20 protein-coding genes are annotated in these 17240 nt (G+C 65.1%); 11 read left to right on the top strand and 9 right to left on the bottom strand.

Annotation, left to right across the window (positions count from 1 at the left end; all coding sequences use genetic code 11):
- The first annotated feature begins 65 nt into the window (after window positions 1–65).
- Window positions 66–578, top strand: a complete 513-nt coding sequence (locus tag RFA01S_RS19330) for a GNAT family N-acetyltransferase (RefSeq protein ID WP_032407330.1) — start codon at window positions 66–68, stop codon at window positions 576–578.
- Here the strand turns inward: RFA01S_RS19330 and RFA01S_RS19325 are convergent.
- Window positions 568–1515: a CPBP family intramembrane glutamic endopeptidase gene (locus tag RFA01S_RS19325; RefSeq protein ID WP_032407331.1), complete on the bottom strand. Its 948-nt coding sequence runs from the start codon at window positions 1513–1515 to the stop codon at window positions 568–570. The genes RFA01S_RS19330 and RFA01S_RS19325 overlap by 11 nt on opposite strands.
- A 191-nt stretch (window positions 1516–1706) precedes the next feature.
- Complete coding sequence (locus RFA01S_RS19320) at window positions 1707–2885, bottom strand: MFS transporter (RefSeq protein WP_162182886.1); 1179 nt, start codon at window positions 2883–2885, stop codon at window positions 1707–1709.
- Window positions 2886–2974: 89 nt separating this feature from the next.
- Between RFA01S_RS19320 and RFA01S_RS19315 the strand changes: the two genes are divergently transcribed.
- Together RFA01S_RS19315 and RFA01S_RS19310 are read left to right on the top strand one after the other, a co-directional pair.
- A complete protein-coding gene (locus RFA01S_RS19315; RefSeq protein WP_032365292.1) occupies window positions 2975–3517 on the top strand; it encodes a GtrA family protein in 543 nt (180 codons plus the stop codon).
- Window positions 3504–4037 (top strand): SixA phosphatase family protein, encoded by a 534-nt coding sequence (locus RFA01S_RS19310; RefSeq protein WP_032407462.1) that lies wholly within the window; start codon window positions 3504–3506, stop codon window positions 4035–4037. Before RFA01S_RS19315 ends, RFA01S_RS19310 begins: the two co-directional genes overlap by 14 nt.
- A 6-nt stretch (window positions 4038–4043) precedes the next feature.
- Here the strand turns inward: RFA01S_RS19310 and RFA01S_RS19305 are convergent, their stop codons facing one another.
- Complete coding sequence (locus RFA01S_RS19305) at window positions 4044–4244, bottom strand: membrane protein (RefSeq protein ID WP_027498199.1); 201 nt, start codon at window positions 4242–4244, stop codon at window positions 4044–4046.
- Window positions 4245–4401: 157 nt separating this feature from the next.
- On the opposite strand from RFA01S_RS19305, the gene RFA01S_RS19300 reads away from it, so the two are divergent.
- Genes RFA01S_RS19300 through RFA01S_RS19290 form a run of 3 tightly spaced genes read left to right on the top strand, consistent with a single transcriptional unit; the run spans window position 4402 to window position 6940 of the window.
- A complete protein-coding gene (locus RFA01S_RS19300) occupies window positions 4402–5001 on the top strand; it encodes a hypothetical protein (protein WP_072692143.1) in 600 nt (199 codons plus the stop codon).
- Complete coding sequence (locus RFA01S_RS19295; protein ID WP_081371368.1) at window positions 5001–6287, top strand: sensor histidine kinase; 1287 nt, start codon at window positions 5001–5003, stop codon at window positions 6285–6287. The genes RFA01S_RS19300 and RFA01S_RS19295 overlap by 1 nt, the downstream gene beginning before the upstream one ends.
- Window positions 6284–6940 (top strand): response regulator transcription factor, encoded by a 657-nt coding sequence (locus RFA01S_RS19290; protein WP_032365291.1) that lies wholly within the window; start codon window positions 6284–6286, stop codon window positions 6938–6940. Before RFA01S_RS19295 ends, RFA01S_RS19290 begins: the two co-directional genes overlap by 4 nt.
- A 13-nt stretch (window positions 6941–6953) precedes the next feature.
- Here RFA01S_RS19290 and RFA01S_RS19285 read toward each other — a convergent pair whose 3' ends face one another.
- Window positions 6954–8291 (bottom strand): NAD(P)/FAD-dependent oxidoreductase, encoded by a 1338-nt coding sequence (locus RFA01S_RS19285; protein ID WP_032381392.1) that lies wholly within the window; start codon window positions 8289–8291, stop codon window positions 6954–6956.
- Window positions 8292–8422: 131 nt separating this feature from the next.
- Between RFA01S_RS19285 and RFA01S_RS19280 the strand changes: the two genes are divergently transcribed.
- The gene (locus tag RFA01S_RS19280) at window positions 8423–9340 is read left to right on the top strand and encodes a LysR family transcriptional regulator (protein WP_032399467.1); all 918 of its coding nucleotides are present in this window, start codon (window positions 8423–8425) and stop codon (window positions 9338–9340) included.
- Here RFA01S_RS19280 and RFA01S_RS19275 read toward each other — a convergent pair.
- Window positions 9316–10314, bottom strand: coding sequence for an MsnO8 family LLM class oxidoreductase (locus RFA01S_RS19275; protein WP_032407332.1), 999 nt, complete (start codon window positions 10312–10314; stop codon window positions 9316–9318). The genes RFA01S_RS19280 and RFA01S_RS19275 overlap by 25 nt on opposite strands.
- Window positions 10315–10378: 64 nt before the next feature.
- On the opposite strand from RFA01S_RS19275, the gene RFA01S_RS19270 reads away from it, so the two are divergent.
- Window positions 10379–10753: a VOC family protein gene (locus RFA01S_RS19270; protein WP_032407333.1), complete on the top strand. Its 375-nt coding sequence runs from the start codon at window positions 10379–10381 to the stop codon at window positions 10751–10753.
- On the opposite strand, the gene RFA01S_RS19265 is transcribed toward RFA01S_RS19270, so the two are convergent.
- Window positions 10750–11700 carry an endonuclease/exonuclease/phosphatase family protein gene (locus RFA01S_RS19265; protein ID WP_032407334.1) on the bottom strand — a complete coding sequence of 317 codons (951 nt, stop codon included), beginning with the start codon at window positions 11698–11700 and terminating at the stop codon, window positions 10750–10752. The two genes, RFA01S_RS19270 and RFA01S_RS19265, sit on opposite strands and share 4 nt — an antisense overlap.
- A gap of 136 nt (window positions 11701–11836) precedes the next feature.
- On the opposite strand from RFA01S_RS19265, the gene RFA01S_RS19260 reads away from it, so the two are divergent.
- Window positions 11837–13477, top strand: a complete 1641-nt coding sequence (locus RFA01S_RS19260; protein WP_032390571.1) for a GMC oxidoreductase — start codon at window positions 11837–11839, stop codon at window positions 13475–13477.
- Between the two features lie 23 nt (window positions 13478–13500).
- Window positions 13501–14067: a GNAT family N-acetyltransferase gene (locus tag RFA01S_RS19255; protein ID WP_032407335.1), complete on the top strand. Its 567-nt coding sequence runs from the start codon at window positions 13501–13503 to the stop codon at window positions 14065–14067.
- A 17-nt stretch (window positions 14068–14084) separates the two neighbouring features.
- Here the strand turns inward: RFA01S_RS19255 and RFA01S_RS19250 are convergent, their stop codons facing one another.
- On the bottom strand, window positions 14085–15740 hold the full coding sequence (locus RFA01S_RS19250) for an alkaline phosphatase D family protein (RefSeq protein WP_032407465.1): 1656 nt from the start codon (window positions 15738–15740) through the stop codon (window positions 14085–14087).
- Between the two features lie 78 nt (window positions 15741–15818).
- On the bottom strand, window positions 15819–16313 hold the full coding sequence (locus RFA01S_RS19245) for a MarR family winged helix-turn-helix transcriptional regulator (RefSeq protein ID WP_032375383.1): 495 nt from the start codon (window positions 16311–16313) through the stop codon (window positions 15819–15821).
- A 76-nt stretch (window positions 16314–16389) separates the two neighbouring features.
- Between RFA01S_RS19245 and RFA01S_RS19240 the strand changes: the two genes are divergently transcribed.
- On the top strand, window positions 16390–16752 hold the full coding sequence (locus RFA01S_RS19240; protein WP_032407336.1) for a nuclear transport factor 2 family protein: 363 nt from the start codon (window positions 16390–16392) through the stop codon (window positions 16750–16752).
- A gap of 38 nt (window positions 16753–16790) precedes the next feature.
- Here RFA01S_RS19240 and soxR read toward each other — a convergent pair whose 3' ends face one another.
- Complete coding sequence (gene soxR / locus RFA01S_RS19235) at window positions 16791–17228, bottom strand: redox-sensitive transcriptional activator SoxR (RefSeq protein WP_174557295.1); 438 nt, start codon at window positions 17226–17228, stop codon at window positions 16791–16793.
- Between the last annotated feature and the right edge of the window lie 12 nt (window positions 17229–17240).

Here is a 17240-nt window from a genome sequence, read left to right as displayed (position 1 = left end):
CTACGAGAGGGGTCCGACAGGAAAATTCGATTCGGTCACCGAGTTCGGGCCGGTATAACGACACCATGCGCAGCTACTCGATTCGTGACGCCCTGCCCGGTGACGAGCATCAGATCGGTACAGCACACGTTGCGATCTGGAAGGCGACGTATGCGGGAATGATCAACGGTGCGAAGTTGGATGCGATGAGGCCCGCGCACCGCATCGATCGGTGGGAGCAGATCATCGCCCATCGCCACGAGTCGTCGGCGCGCGGAGTTCGCACCCGATGTGCAGTCGACGTCGCCGACTCACGCATTGTCGGCTTCGCGACCGGCGGACCCCCGCGCGACGAAAATCCGCCTGCACGCAGGGAATTGTGGTCGTTGAACGTTCTTCCCGAACACCACGGCACCGGCATTGCACTGGCGTTGATGAACGACGCACTAGGTGAGGACACTCCCGCTGCGTATCTGTGGGTGGCCGCGGCCAACGAGCGCGCGATCGCCTTCTATCGCAAGAACGGGTTCGAGCTGGACGGCGAAGCCCGCTTCGACCCGACGTGGGAATGCCACGAGGCGCGCATGGTCAGGGTTTGACGGGTGGTTCGTTTCTGGATCGGTCGGGGTTCACGTTCTCGGGATTCAGCACGACGTCGGTCACCACAGGCGTCGTGTCGACAGCCCGATCGTTGGAACGGACAGCCACCGTGTTCGGCAGGAACGCATCGAGGGCGCGGGGCGTGATCCACCACAGCAGGGCCGCGAACAGGATCAAAATGTTGATCCACTGCAGCACCGTCGCGGAATTGTCGGACGGAATCACCCGGTCGAAGACCTGGATGTTCATCACGAATCCATGAATGAGGATCAGCACCCACAATCGCCGATATCGGTAATACACCCACACCGCCGCCGCGCCCCATATGGCTGCCCACAGGAATCCGCCGCCGCCGAAATACAGGTACAGGAAGCCCCGCAACGTTGCCGACAACCCCATGATCGCCCAGATCGGCATCCTGCCCACCAACAGCAGAACCGGCAGAGCCACCAGAATCGGCTCCTCCCGCAGACCGACAGCGAGCGCGGAAACGACTGCAAGCCAATCTGATTCGACAGAGGCAGGGATAGAGAACCCGAACCGAACGATATTCAGTCGCGACAATACGAGCACTATTGCCGACGCCGCGCCGATCGCAGCACACCATGTCAACGCAGCCTCGCGCGCGGAGCCATGCCGCAGAGGCAGCACCGCCGGCAAAGTCCGTCGCCGTGCGTGATATACCGCGCCGATCGCGATCGCCCCCACAACGACCTGCAGGGCGCCGACCGCGAGATCGGTCCACTGATCGTGCATCGTGAGGATCGGTGCCGGCGCATGCGGCTCACGAAAACGCCACAGCGCACCCACCAAGCCGATGAAATACACGACGACCCACCCGACCACCAGGGCGAGCGCCAGAGCAGCCGTACCGGTGACTGAGAGCGCCCGCCTGCGGGATTCGTCACGGAGACCCGAGTCGGCATCGGTCGCCATCAAGTCACCACCATTCACTCATCGCCGCATCCTGCCCTGCGTCTCGCTATTGCCAACGGGCCTCTCACACGACCGAGACCGTAAACTCCGGACTTGTCTATCACGCACGAGGCCAGAATTCAGTACCGCGCACTCACGGTGACGTATCCCGAGCAACTCACGGCCGAAGAGGTACGTCGGTTGTTGCGCACTTATTTGGAGCCGCAGTCCTGAGCCGAGTCCACGGGAAATTTGCGGCCGTAGAGCCACCCGATCACCGCGACGACGACGCCCGCGGCAGCGATCGCGGCCAATACCGACCCGAAGCCCGATGCCTCGACGACCCGCCCGACCACCAACGGTGCCAGCAGAAATCCGGCACGCGAGATAAGCGACACGGTCGAGATCGCCGCAGCCGACGAGACGCCGGGAAGCCGTCCGGCCAGGCTGAACACGATGGGAAACAGCGGACTCGAACCCAGGCCGGCGACCGCGAATGCAGCGATGACCAGTACAGGCACGTCGACGGCGAGCACCGACAGCCCCGCGATGCCCGCAAATGCGACCGCAACCAGCGCTGCGCCACCCGTCAGTACCGACGACGGTCCGAACCGATCGACGATCCGGTCACCCACCAGGCGTCCCACCAACATGGCCCCCGAGAACGCGACGAACGCCAGACCGGCAGCGCCAGGACCGGCCCCCTGCTCGGTCGTCATGTACACCGCGCTCCAGGACTGCGGAAAATCCTCCATCAGGCCGGCCAGCAGAACCACCGCGCCGAGCATGGCCAGCGCCGCAATCGGACGGCCGACGGCCGGCTGAGGAGTTGGGCCGTCGGCGGACTCGTCCGGCCGTGTGTCCGGACCCAGCAGACCCCGGCCGACCGCCGCGAGCGCAAGAACCAGCACCACTGCCACGAAGGCGAAGTGCACCACGACCGGAAGGCGAGCACCCGCGGCCGCAGAACCCGTCACTCCGCCCACCACCGCCCCGACGCTCCACGCGGCATGAAAGCCACTGAGCAGAGACCGACCGGCCCGCTCCTCGACGAGAACTCCCTGGGCGTTCATGGAAATGTCCATCACCGCGTCGGCCCCGCCGAGCAGGACCAGAGCTGCCAGCAGCGTCCACCACGACACCGCCACAGCGGGGAGCACGAACGCACCGCACAACAAGAGTCCCGACCCGAGAACAGCCCACCGACTGCCGAACCGGTGTACCAGCACGGCGGCAACGGGTGCTGCGGCAAGCCCGCCGACACCGACCCCGGCGAGAGCGAGACCCAGCGTGGCTACATCGATGGACAACGAGTTCTGGATCTCGGGAATGCGGGGTGCCCAGTTGGCGAACACCGCGCCGTTGACGAAGAAGACGATCAGAACGGACAAGCGAGCACTGGTTTTCGGGCGGCCCATAGTGCCGCGAGCCTATCGTTGATGGGACTACCCAACCCGTTACTCGAGGTAACGTCGATGGGATGCATGTGTCCGACCGCCTCACCGACCACGTTCCCGAACGTTGGCTCGCGCCCCTCGTCAAGCACGCCGAGGCTCTGAAGTTCCTCATCGTCGGAGCAATCACCTTCGTCGTCACCGTCGTGCTGTTCTTCGGCTTGAAGTGGACGATCCTGCAGGACAAGCCGGTGACAGCCAATGTTCTGGCCGTGCTGATCGCGACGATCGTGTCGTACGTTCTCAACCGGGAATGGTCGTTCACTGCCCGCGGCGGACGACGTCGCCATCACGAAGCAGCGCTGTTCTTCGCCGTCGCCGGGACCGGTCTGGCCATCAACCAATTGCCGCTCTGGGTGTCGAGTTACGTGCTGGATCTGCGCGCTCCCAACGTGTCTTTCATCACCGAGAACATCGCGGACTTCGTCAGTGGATCCATCGTCGGCACCCTGCTCGCCACCGCGTTCCGGTGGTGGGCAATGCGCAAGTTCGTTTTCCCCGAGCCGGTGAACGTCGTTCCCGATGAGATTGCCCTGACCGTTTACGGTGGACGGCATGGCGACCACTAGGACCCTCGTGCTGATGCGGCACGGAAAATCCGGCTACCCCGACGGCGTGCCCGACCACGAGCGGCCACTGGCTCCACGCGGCCAACGGGAAGCAGGACTGGCGGGAGCCTGGATCACCGAGCACGTCGGCTCCGTCGACGCCGTGTTGTGCTCGACGGCTCTGCGGACTCGCGAGACCTTGGCCGCCACCGGCCTCGGCGATGCACCCACCCGCTTCGAGCGAGACATCTACGGTGGTTCGGCCGACGAAATCATCGACGAAATCAAACTGGCAGACACCTACTTCGACGAGGTGACCGTCTCGACACTGTTGGTCGTCGGGCACGAGCCCGGAATCCCGTGGACGGCACTCGAACTGGCCGTCGACGACGACACCGACGTGGCCCGCGACGTGCGACACCGCTTCCCCACCTCGGCGATCGCTGTGCTGACCACCGAATGCAGCTGGGCCGAGCTGGCAGCGAGTACCGCCACGATCACCGAATTCTGCATCCCCCGCGCCGAATCCGACGGCGCGTAGACCCGACTAACGGTTCCGGAGATACAGGTAGCCGGCACCGCCTGCGGCGATCAGCAGAATCAGCGCGGCAGGAAATCCGAGAAGCCACCACACCACCGCGAGCACCACCAATGCAGGTGCGGCGGCAATCAATGCAATACCGGGATTCTCGCGGACCGTTTCCAGCGCGGACTGTGCATGGACTCTGTCGATCTTCTTGCCTGCCATCGTCGACTCCCTTTTCGTGTCCCGTATGCGCAATTTCCACAGTAGCGCGGCCTACTACGACTTTCGGTGGACCGCCGCGTCGTACGTCGGTAGGAATCACCAGCTACGACGCCGCGGCGGGGTACCGCATCAGAGTCGACTCGCGTGAGATCGGCCCATGGACAATCCGATTCTGCTCACCATCGCCGTCTGCGAAGTCGGGTTCTGGGTACTGGTCCTCGGCGGCCTGTGCGTGCGCTACCTGGCTCGGATGCGGCGAGCCAGCACCGTCGTGCTGGCTCTGCTTCCGGTCCTCGATCTCGTCCTCGTCGCTGCCGTCGCCGTCGACTTGCATCGCGGCGGGGAGGTCGAGTTCGCTCACCGTCTCGCCGGTATCTACCTCGGTTGGACCCTCGTGTTCGCACACTCCACTGTGGCCTGGCTGGACGTGCGCTTCGCCCACAGGTTTGCGGGAGGACCGGCACCGTCCACGCCACCCAAGACCGGACCGCAGGCCTACCGCAACGAGATCCGAGGATTCGTGAAATGGCTGTGCGCTGCCGCAATAGCACTGGCTATCACCTACGTGCTGGCGGCCACCGTGGCAGACTCGGAGCAGGCAGCAGCGTTGAAAACAGTGGTGCAACCGCTCGGCGTCATCACGTTCTTCTGGTTCGTCACCGGACCGCTGTGGGTGCTGGGAACCAAGAGCCCTGGGCGCTCGAAAGATACTGCAGTAGTCTCGAAAGACACTGCAGCAGAACGGAGTCGACGCTGATGATGGGCAGGTCCCGGATACCGAACACGTTCCGCCCTTCCTGGCGGCCGCGTAATCCGGTGGTTCTGCCCGTCGAGATGCTGCTGGCCACCGTCGTCTACGCCGCATTCCAACTCTCGACGGGCATGGTCGGCGACACCAGAGACGAACTCGTCGAGAGCCCGGCCCTGATCACGGTAAGTGTCGTCGCAGTACTGGTGATGACGGCGGCGACCTGCGTCCGCCGGACCTACCCTGTCTTCTCGTACTCGGCTGTGGTCGCGATCAGCGTCGCACTCATCCTCGTATTACCCGAGCGCACTTTGGGTTTCACTCCCCTGTACTGGTTCGCCATCGCCGCGTTGGCAATTCGCGTGAGCGGCCCTCGACTCTTCGTTCCCCTCGGCGCAGGATTGATACTGGAGATCCTGGTCAGCGTCGATACACGCCTGTCCTTTCCCGACGCCGCAGCCGGACCTGGCGGTGCCGTCGGAGTGGTGGCCGAACAGATCGCCAACCTGGCCATCAACTACACGGTGCTCATCGCGCTGGGTAAATACATCGCACGTGGCCGGGCCCAGGAACTGGAGAGCGAGGCGGCACTGGGGCGGGCCGAATCGGCGCACCTGGAACGCCTGGAGGCAGCTCTGGACAACGAGCGGCGCACCATGGCGCGCGAATTGCACGACGTCGCAGCCCATCACCTCACCGGCATGCTCATCCAGGCCAAGGCTTCGAGAACTCTCATCACGAGCGACCCCGAGCAGGCACGCGAACTACTCACCGGCGCAATCGGACACGGTCAACGCACCCTCGACAGTCTCCGCCAAATTGTCGGCATCCTGCGCCCGACCGACAATGACGGCGGCGCACCACAGCCCATGATCTCCGATATCACCGACCTCGTCGAACAGTCTCGAATGTCGTTCGCCTCCATCGACTTCGAGGTCACCGGCGACGCAGCCCGCATGGACAGCGCGGTGCAGTTGACGTGCTTTCGCATCGTGCAGGAGTCACTGTCCAATGCTCGACGCCACGCGCCCGATTGCGCCGCGCTGGTCCAGGTCAGCACTGGAGCCGCGAATGTCGAGGTGACCGTTTCCAACACGATTGCTTCCCCCACCTCCGGTCATGACGATTCCTCGGGTCAGGGATTCGGTATTCCCGGCATGCGGGAGCGAGCAGCCCTCTTCGGCGGGACGCTGGAGGCCGGGCCGAACGAGCTCGCCGAAGGCAGAGGCTGGGTGGTGCGCGCGCAACTACCGGTCGACGGCAAGATCTCTCGCCCCGACGGGGTACCGGCATGATCAGAGTACTGATCGTCGATGATCAACCCGTGGTTCGGCAGGGATTCGAGCTGTTCCTGGCCGGCAACTCCACCATCGAGGTCGTCGGACACGCCTCGTCGGGACGTCATGCCGTTCAACAGGTCTCGGCGCTGCAGCCCGACGTCGTACTGATGGACATTCGGATGCCGAACGGCGACGGACTCACCGCGACACGGGAAATCCTGGCGCGATTCGACGATGTTCGCGTCATCGTCGTCACCACCTTCGATCTCGACGAGTACGTGTTCGCCGCACTCGACAGCGGTGCATCCGGATTTCTGCTCAAAGACGCAGATCCGGACGAGCTCATCGACGCCGTGACGACCGTCGCCGCCGGCGGAGCGGCCCTGTCGCCGCGCGTCACCCCGCGGTTGATGGCGGAGTTCGCGCGACGCGGGGCACCACAGCGATCGGCGAGAAGCACTGCCCCACAACATGACCTGAGTCTCCGGGAGATGGAGGTGGTGCAATTGCTCGCGACAGGGCTGGGCAACAGCGAGATCGCCCGATCACTGCGACTCGAGCAGAGTACGGTCAAGACCCACATCGGGAACATCTGCCGCAAGCTCGAGGTCAGCACCCGAGTGCACGTGGTGATCTGGGCCTACCGCAACGGTCTGGTGAGCAGCTAGGCCTATCCGAACCCTAAGCCGCTGAACGTTCCTCGTCGTCAGATGTCTCGCTGTCCGATGTCTCGTCGGCAAGTTCCAGCATCGACCCGGATTTGTCGGTGTACTGAAAGTGCGGTCGCTTGTCGCCGATGTACGACGTCATCCACGACACCACTGCAACGTAACGATTGCGGAAGCCCACCAGGTACATCAGGTGCACCGCGAGCCACATCAACCAAGCGATCGGTCCGGACATGTCGACCTTGCCGAACAGTCGAGCCACCGCACTGAATCGGCCCACGATCGACATGCTGCCCTTGTCGACATACTTGAACGGCGTTCCCGCGTCGACCTTCCCGATGATCGTCTTGGCTACGTGGCGGCCCTGCTGCATCGCGACCGGCGACTGTCCCGGCAGCTTGTGCAGCGAGGTCACGTCGCCGATCGCGTAGATGTCCTTCGCGGTACCGACGGTGAGGTCGTCGTGCACGAGCAACCGACCGGCCCGATCGGTCTCGCACCCGGTGCGATCGGCGATCGTCGCCGCCAGCTCACTGGCCTGAACGCCGGCCGACCAGATCACGGTCTTGGCCGGGTAGGTGCGCGAGGTCTTCGAGTCGACGTCCTGCACAGTCACGACGTCGTCGGCGATATCGGTCACCATGGCGCCGGTGACGACGTCGACGCCCGACTTCTCCAGCTTGGTGCGGGCATAGGCACTGAGCTTGCCGCCGAAAGCGGGGAGTACTTCTTTCACACCGTCGACGAGGGTGACCGTGACGTCGTCGGGTCCGATATCGGGGAACGAGCCGGCGAAGTACCGGTGCGCGAGATCCCTGATCTGGCCGGCCAGTTCGACGCCGGTCGCGCCTGCACCGACGACCACGAAGCTGAGCAGTTCCTTGCGTACGTCGAGATCGGTGGTCTGGTGCGCCTTTTCGTAGCAGCTCAGAATCTGCTCACGCAGGGCGATTGCGTCGTCGACTGTCTTGAGCGCGAAGGTGCGGTCCTTGAACTCGTCGCGGCCGAAGTAGGCCTGAGTGGCTCCGGTGGCGACGATCAGGCGACCGAAACCGATGGTGTGGCGTTCGCCGCCACCGACGTAGGTGACCTGATGGCTTTCGGGATCGACGTCGACCACTCGGCCCAGACGCACGTCGGCGGAGTCGTACTGCGCGAGAATGCGCCGGATCGGCGGGGCGATCTCGCCCGTCGAGATCATCCCGGTGGCTGCCTGGTAGAGGAGCGGCTGGAACAGGTGCTCGGTGGTGCTGGAGATCAGAGAGAACGTCACACCGGCCTTGCCCAGAGCCTTGGCCGCGGCCAACGCTCCGAATCCCGAACCCACGATGACGACGTCGTACGTTTTCACAGCACTTCCCTTTCCGAGCACACATTTCTAGTAGATCGCAGAACTACCTCCATGAAACTCCGCCGTTCCTGCGCTATCAACGCGAAAGTTGAAATAGCATCCATGAGCAGAACTCATGAATGGAGGTCGCCGTGGAGCTGCGGCAACTGAAGTACTTCCTCGCGGTCGGGGAAGAACTCAACTTCTCCCGTGCCGCCGAGCGGTGCTACGTCTCGCAATCGGCGATCAGTCTGCAGATCTCCAAGCTCGAACGCGAGATCGGTGAGCCGCTGTTCGAGCGCACCTCACGCACAGTCCGATTGACCGTCGTCGGAGCACAATTGGTGTCCATCGCCCGCCACATGGTGGAGCTCGAACAGGCAGCGTTGGCGCTGACGACCAGGCGTCGAAACCAACTCCGCCTCACCGGAAACATGACGTTCGCCGCGAACGCCATCTCGGCAATCGTCGCGGTACGCGAACGCCATCCCGACGCCGAGATCGACTTCGTCCTCAAACGATTCGCAGAACAGATCGAAGCGGTGACGTCGGGTGACTGCCAGGTGGCACTGATCCGCGGCAGCGTCGAACGCTCGGGTCTGCACGTCACCGAACTGTGGACCGAGGACCTCGTCGTCGTCCTCGCAGAGGGCCATCCCCTGGCCGGGGAACCCAACCCGAGCCTGAGCCAACTCGCCGAATACCCACTGCTGCTACCCAAACGAAGCGAGCAGATCCTGTTGCACCGCGTCATCGAACGCGAGATGAAACGCAGTGGGCTTCCACTGACCTTCGGCCCGCCGGTGGCGTCCGATCACACCGCGAGCGCCGAACTGCTCAACCACCCGCAATGCTGGTCGATCCTCTACGCCAGCACGGCCGAGAGCACACCCAAAACCGGCCTCGTCTTTCGCACCGAGGCCGACCGTCGGCTGCGACTACCCGTCTCGGCAGTGGTCGACGCGACCGTGCCGGCCACCGACATTCAACGCGATCTGGTTGCCGCGCTGGCCGATACGGCACCGGCCCAGCCCACAGCTCCGGTTCAAGAAACAGCGGCGGAGAGCTGAGCGAAAGCGGCGTCCGCGGCGAACAGTTCGGCCCGGTCGAACGTCGACGTGGAGGCCATGACCTCGTCCGCTCCGGTGCGCTCGATCAGCTCGTCGAGCCGGGGCCGGACCTGCTCGGCCGTGCCGAGGATGGTTGCATCCAAAGAGGATTCGATCCGATCTCGGGTTCGCGGCGTCCACCGCGATTCGTCGATCGACGATGCGGGTTCGAGCGCCGGAAATTCGCCCTCGCGCCGCGATCGCGCCATCGCCCATGCCTCCGGGAGTGCGAGACGGCGCGCGTCTGCTGTGTACGCGGCGATCGTCACATCGAGCGAGACGATCACGTACGGCTCCGACAGTTGCGAACTCGGCCGAAAGTGCTTGCGATACAGCGCCAATGGGTCGTCCCCGCGCAATACAGGACCACCGACGACCACCGGCAGCCCGGCGCGGGCGGCGACCTCGAGACCGGCACCGGTCGCGAGCACGAACATCGGCGGCGGCGCGGCTGCCGGCCGCGCGGTCACAGGACCGGACCCGTCGAGATACGACCGCAGTTCGGCGATGTCGGCCTCGAAAGTATCGGGAGCGTCGCGGTCTCGACGCAGCGCGGCGCGCACCGGCTCGGTGAACCCGAGCGACCGCCCGACGCCCAGGTCTACCCGACCCGGAAACAGCGACTCCAGCATCAGAAACTGCTCGGCCACGATCAGCGGTTGATGGTTCGGCAGCATCACCCCGCCGGATCCGACGCGAATGCGCGAGGTCTGCGACGCCACCGCCGCTGCGAGAACCGCAGGCGCGCCCGAAGCGATGCCGGGTACCGCATGATGCTCGGCCACCCAGAACCGGTGCAGCCCGAGCTTTTCGGCGTGCACGCCGCGTTCGACGGTGTGACGGAGCGCTGCGGCGTCGTCGACGCCTGCCCTCGTGCGGGATCGGTCGAGCAGTGAGAAGAACACATCAGCTGCAACCGGCGATGCGTCGGGCATATTTCTCGGAACGACCTGCTCATCGCGGACCGAATATGTCCGCAATGGGGCTCATCATTGCTTCATGACTCTCACCATGAAGGTCGAACTCATCACCGTCCCTGTCACCGACGTCGACCGCGCCAAGGAGTTCTACACCTCGATCGGGTTCGATGCCGACCACGACGCACGCCCATGGGAAGGCATTCGGTACGTCCAACTCACCCCTCCGGGATCGGCGTGCTCCATCGCCATCGGCGAGGGCATCACCGACGCCGAACCCGGTGCCGGCGCAGGCATTCTGATGGTCGTCGACAGTGCCCAGGAGGCTTACGACCACCTCACCGCGGTGGGCCTGACCGTCGAGGAGCCGAAGGACGAGGGCTGGGGAACATTCGTGTACTTCGCCGACCCCGACGGCAACAAGTGGTCGCTGCAGCAGTTGCCGGCACAGCCCTAGTTCGGAAAGCCCTGGTTCGGTAAGAAAGCGAATCGCGCCAGGATGCCGCGGTGGTCGGAGCCGGGGACGGTCACGGCCTCCACCGAACGAACCCCCATGTCTGCCACCAGAACAGGGTCGATGGCAATGACCGGCGGGTGCCAGGTGTGCGCCGGATACGTCCTGAGCATGCCTGCTCCGGTGGCCACCGCGGCGTCGACGAATCGGCCGTCCTGCAGATCGCGGTAGCGCCGGTGGTCCTGCGTGGCATTGAAGTCCCCGGCCACCACGACGGGTCCGTCGTCGGTGGGGATCTTGGCCAGCAGCTGCCGAAGCAGCCCGAGCTCACGTACCCATTCGGACGGCTCCCGCGGCCACGGCGGAACAGGATGGACCGCGAACACCAGCGGCCGGCCCGGCATCTGTACCCGAGCCGACAGCAGTTCGGTCACGAAGCCGTCGTGCCGCTGCTCGTCGGCGAGAGGAAATCGGCTGTAGATGCCGGTTCCGTTGCCTCCGGGTCCGGCGCTGACGTGGGCGTGCGGTAACAGCTCGGACAGCCTGGGTCGAAGACTCGCATCGGCCTCGGGCGTCAGCTCGACGAGAGTGAGCACGTCCGGCCGATGGTGTTCGACGAGCGCGATCAACGCATCCGGATCGGCCTGGCCGAGCCAGATGTTGGCGTGCAGCACCGTCAGGTCCGCGGCCCGGGGCCTCGGGGCGACGCGGCGGTAGCGGAGCCGGAACTGGGTCGCGACCGCCGCGGCAGAGACCGCCGATCCTGCCGCCAGCCCCCACCCACCGAAGGCCACACCTGCCAACACGGTTCCGGGCACAGCCGCGAGCATGAGGACATGTGCCAAAGCCGCAGCGACCGCCATCGGCTGCCCACGTCCGTCGACCAGGTGCGCGACGACCCCTGTGACCGCCGCGACGAGCAGTAATACAGCCACCGATGCCGACACCATGAGCGGAGTCTGGCAGGCAAACCTGAGGCCGAGCTGGGAGCCGTCCCGAAATACGACCGGACCGTTGGCTTTCTTGTCGCAAACACGACAGAATCGGGAGCGCTGTCCGCGAGGTGTCCGAGGGGGAAGTACTGCCGTGAATAGAAGGCAACTGTTGCGGTTGGCCGCTGCCGGAATGCTCGGTGCCGCTGCAGCCCCGGTCCTGAGTTCGACCGGACTGGCCGGATCCCCCGTCGCCGGCGCTCTGCCGATCGGAGCAGACCGCATCCGGTCGCTGGTACCCGAACTGTTCGCCGACCCTCCCCGGCCACCGGACCACTCGCCCGTCATCGTCATCGGTTCCGGCTTCGGAGCCAGCGCCGCCGCCCTACGCATGGCTCAGGCCGGCACCGCGGTGACCGTCCTCGAGCGCGGACTGCGCTGGCCGCGCGACCCCTGGCGCGAAATCTTCACGGCGGACATGACGGCCGACGGCCGCGGACTGTGGCAGCAGAACTCGTTCACCAACATCACCGGTCTCCCCGTCGGACCGGTCGATCTCTTCGGCGGTGTCCTCGACACCACCCGCTACGAGAACCTCTCGGTCTGGCGCGGCGCGGCTGTCGGCGGCGGCTCCGTGGTGTACACCGGCGTCACCATCGCACCGAACAAGAAATTCTTCGACCTCTCGTTCGGCGGACGCCTGAACTACGACGAGATGGCAGCCACCTGGTATCCCAAAGCCCGTTCCATGCTCCGGCCGTCGGCGATGCCCGAGGACGTCTACAACAGCCCCAACTTCGCTCACTCACGAACCTGGGACGATCACGCCCGCCGTGCAGGCTTCCGCCCCGAAGCAGTCGACGGCAACTGGAACTGGAACGTCGTGCGCGACGAGATCGCCGGCCGCTCCCGGCCGTCCGCGACCGTCGGGGAAAGCACTTTCGGTAACTCCAACGGTGCCAAGCACGACCTGACCCAGAACTACATCCCCCAAGCCGAAGCCACCGGTAACGCGACGGTGTGCCACAGCCACCGCGTCGCAGCGATCGGCAGCGAATCCGGCGGCCGCTACCGCGTCGACATCGAACGGCTCGACCCGTTCGGCAACATCGTCGAGACCCGGACACTCACGTGCGACACCCTCGTCCTCGGGGCCGGATCCATCGGTACCACCGAACTGTTGATGCGCGCACGCACCACCGGAGCATTGTCGAACCTCAACGAATTCGTCGGCACCGGCTGGGGCACCAACGGCGACGCCTCGATGACCAGGTCCCTCGGACCGATGTCTGCCGGCCCTCAGGCTGCGCCCTGCGCATCCCGCATCGTCGACGACTCCGGACTGCCCCTGACCGTCGAGAACTGGTACACCCCAGGCGTTCCCGTGAACATGGGCTTCCTCGGCTCACTCGGTATGACCATCGACCCGTTGCGCGGAAACTTCGGATTCGATTCCGCCGCAAACAGATTGACCCTCAACTGGCCCAAGGGTGGCAGCCGCGACACCGTCGAAGCCCTACGCGCCGTGCAGAATCGAATGGCGCAGGCCGGCGGCACCATCGTCGCCGCCGAACCGTTCACCCGCGATGTCGACGACACCTTCACCGCGCACCCCCTGGGCGGCGCAGTACTCGGCGACGCCACCGACGATTACGGTCGCGTCAAGGGCCACCCCGGGCTCTACGTCGTCGACGGTGCCCTGATCCCGGGCAGCACCGGTGCCGCCAACCCGTCACTGACCATCACCGCACTCGCCGAACGCAACGTCGCACAGATCATCGCCGACGGGCGCTGAGCCGTCTTTCCAGAGGTTTACCCATGCACCATCCCGCCACCCGACTTGCCGAAAATCACGATCTGCTGCCTGCGGCCGACACACTGCGCGACGCATTTGCCGACTACCCATGGACGCGATGGGTGATCCCGGCCGAGGACTACCTGGCCACGCTGCGGGAACTCCAGCAGCTGTACCTACGACACGCGCATCGACACGGAATCGTATTGCTCACCGCCGACTACGCCGGGGTCGCTGCACTACTGCCCGCAGATGCCCCTCCGCCCGATGACGAATCCATCGCGCGGATCATCGAGCTACACGGAGATCGGATCGACCGACTGTCCTCCAGTGACGCAGCACCGGGGTCATGGACACTGGAAACGCTCGGCGTGCAACCGCATCGGCAAGGGCACGGGATCGGCGGACTACTGCTCGAGAAGGCCGTCGAGGAAGCACAGCAACGTGGTGCCTCCGGGTTGGCCTTGGACACATCGGATCTGCGCAACGTGCGCCTGTACGAGCGGGCCGGGTTCCGTGTTTCGAGCCACGCCACACCGAGTGAGGGGCCCGAGGTGTGGTCCATGATCCGAACATTCGGCACGGGATGAGCCTGCGGCACCAGGCGCTACCCCAGCTGGATCTCCGGCCGCCCCTCGGGAACGGTGACCGTCATGGCCGTGCGAACCGGCTTACCCGGCGTCGACACGGCATCGAGAACCCTTACCTCCGAACGCCATTCGGTGGGTGTCAAGGTGCTGCGCAGGTAGCCGCGACGGGCATTTCCGTACTTGACGTGGGGTGAACCGTCGGCGATCGCAGCACCGGTCTTGTCGATGTCGGCACCGTCCTTGCCCGACGCGATGGACGTGGTGGCGATCTCGACTCCCTGCAACGGCGAGACCTGATCCTGGTAGTCGCGTCGCAACTCCGAGACGATCGTCCGGTGGATGTCGCCGACGATCGACGCCACGTTCTTCGTGCCACGATCCCTGGCTCCGTCGAGAATTCGATGCCGGGACGCTTCGTAGCCGCTCCACGGATCCATGCCGACCTTCCGGTCGTTGCCCTGCCCCTGCGCGAGATCGGCCATGACGGTCTGATGCGCCAGGAAGTTCCACCTCGACGGCGACGCGAATCCGTCGAGGATCCATTGTTCCTGTGCCGCACCGGTGATGGAGCGCGCCGGATCCGCCGTCTCGCCGTCCTGCGCGTGCTCACCGTCTCCATGAGCCTGATCGCTGCGGTACTGCCGGGTGTCGAGCACCGAGAAGTCCACCAGATCACCGAACGAGAACCGGCGATAGACCTTCATGTCCGGGCCGACGGGCCGCAGGTTCGCGCGCACCGGAGTGTTCTCCCACCACGCCTTGAACGCATCGGCCCTGCGTAGCAGGAACTCTCGTGGATCGTCGTTCTGGCTTGGGTCGTTCCGCGGGCTCCACTCCTGGGCGTCCTGGCTGATCTGCGAGGCCCAGTTGTTGTCCACCTCGTGGTCGTCGAACGTCGAGACGAACGGTGCCGACGCATGTGCCGCCGCCAGATTCTCGTCTGCCTTGTACAGGGCGTACCTATCGCGATAATCGGCCAGCACCATGGTTTCTCGGGCCGCCGACTCGGTGCGCGGCTCGCCCGCCCGCGCACCCTCGTTCTTGATCGCGTACTCATAGATGTAGTCGCCCAGAAAGAACACCACATCGAGATTCGAGGCCGCCAGGTCCTGGTACGCGCCGAAAAACCCGTCCTCCCACTTCTGGCACGAAGCCCAGGCGAAATCGAGCGTGCTCAGCGGCTGCCCAAGTGCGGGTGCAGTTTTGGTGCGACCGACGGGACTCGCATGTGGGCCGACCAGGAAACGGTAGAAATACTCGCGCGCCGGCTCGAGCCCGCGCACATCGACGTGAACGGACCAACCGTCGAATTCGGTTGCCAGCTCGACCCCCTGCGCTGCGATACGCCCGAACCTTTCATCGGCAGCGATCTGCCACTGGACCGGCACCACGCCGGGCGTCATGCCGCCCAGCGGGGCGAACGGATCGGTGGCGAGTCTGGTCCACAGCACCACCGAATCGGGCAACGGATCGCCGGAGGCAACACCGAGACGGAAGGGATAGTCGGGGGTGATCACGGACTGCGCACCCGCAGTCGCGGATGTCCCCGCGAGCTCGGGCGTGAAGGCCAGCGCCCCCACCAACGCACTCCACGTCAGAAACTGTCGACGTGTGGCCCCGGCCCGCAGAGAAATGTCGCGACCGATCCTGACGTCGTTACCTCGGTTCACCATTGTCCGAGACTCTCGTGCGACCGACAACTGCATTCGTCATCGATCCGACGGGCAGGTGAACTTCGTGTGTCGCCTCCGTCACTGCGGCCGCGGCAGTGTCCCGTTGGCTCGCAAGTGGTCTCGCAGACGAGTGAGAAGCGGTTCGAGAGTGGCGATGTCCTCGGGTGCGAGCCCGTCGAAGAACAATCGCCGAACCACGTCGACGTGACCCGCCGCCGATGCGTCCAGAGCGGCCCTGCCTGCCTCGGTGAGGACTGCATCCGTGGCCCGTCCGTCGGTAGTCGAGACAGCGCGATCGGTGAGCCCTCGCGTGGACATCCGCGCGAGGTGATGGGAGGCCCTGCTGCGCTCCCAGCCGATCTCGGCGGCCAGTTCGGTCACCCGGCGACGACCGTCGGGACTGTCCGCCAGTGCGACCAGCACCGAATAGTCGGCCAGGGACAGACCGTGCTCCTCGGTCAGCTGCCGGTTCATCTCGAACGTCATCTGCAGCGACAAACCCATGTAGGCGCGCCACGCCGATTCCTCGATGGGCGTCAACCACGGAGTGCTTTCGGGGTTACTTGGTGACATGTCACGTACTTTCTGCGATGCTGGGTCCGGGGGCACCGGCGCACCGAACCCCGACCACCAACCCTAGGGGCACACCATGGATCGCAGCACTCCCGCAGAGCTGGCACGCCGCAACGTCGTCGAAGTATTCAACACGAACGACGACGCGAAACGACGCGAACTCATCGAGTCCATGTATCACCCGGACGCGGTGTTCTACGACGCCGAGAACACCGCCACCGGGAGAGAGGCGGTCATCGAGGCGATTCGAGCGCTGGTCGAGCCCGCCGAGGGTCTGATGTTCGCCGTCACCGCCGAGCCCACGGCCCTGGGCAACGTCGCCCGAATCTCCTGGGCACTGTCGCCGCCCGACGCCCCCGCCGTAGTCTCGGGCCAGGACTTCGTCGTCGTGAAGGACAACCTGATCACCGAGCTGTACACGTTCATCGACCAGCCATAGCCGGCCACCCACAAGACTCGACACCGCCGACGTACGCGTCAGATGAGCCGCGCCCCGGGGCCCGCCTTGCCCAGCTCGTCGCCTGGATTGAGCAGACTGCATTTGTTGAGGGAGAGACATCCGCAGCCGATGCAGCCGGTGAGTTGCTCCTGCATCCGCGCAATCGACTGCTTCCGATCCTCCAACCGCTGGTTCCATGCAACCGAAATCTTGGCCCAGTCGCGCTTGTTCGGGGTGCGCCCCGACGGTAGGGACGCAAAGACCTCGGCCACCTCGGCGAGCGGTATTCCGAACCGCACCGCGACCTGAATCAGGGAGATCCGCCGAATGGCATGACGGGGGAACTTTCGGACGTTGCCCGCCGTCCGCTCGGCGGGAACGAGCCCGAGAGTCTCGTAATACCGGACCGCGGACACTGCGGCCCCGGTTCTGGCCGCGACCTCCCCGATGGACAACAGTTCGTCACTGATACGGATCATACTGCCTCC

The sequence above is a fragment of the Rhodococcoides fascians NBRC 12155 = LMG 3623 genome (assembly GCF_001894785.1).
GTDB classification, from domain to species: domain Bacteria; phylum Actinomycetota; class Actinomycetes; order Mycobacteriales; family Mycobacteriaceae; genus Rhodococcoides; species Rhodococcoides fascians.
Note: the sequence above shows the minus strand (reverse complement) of the source record. Positions and strands in the feature narration are given on the sequence as shown.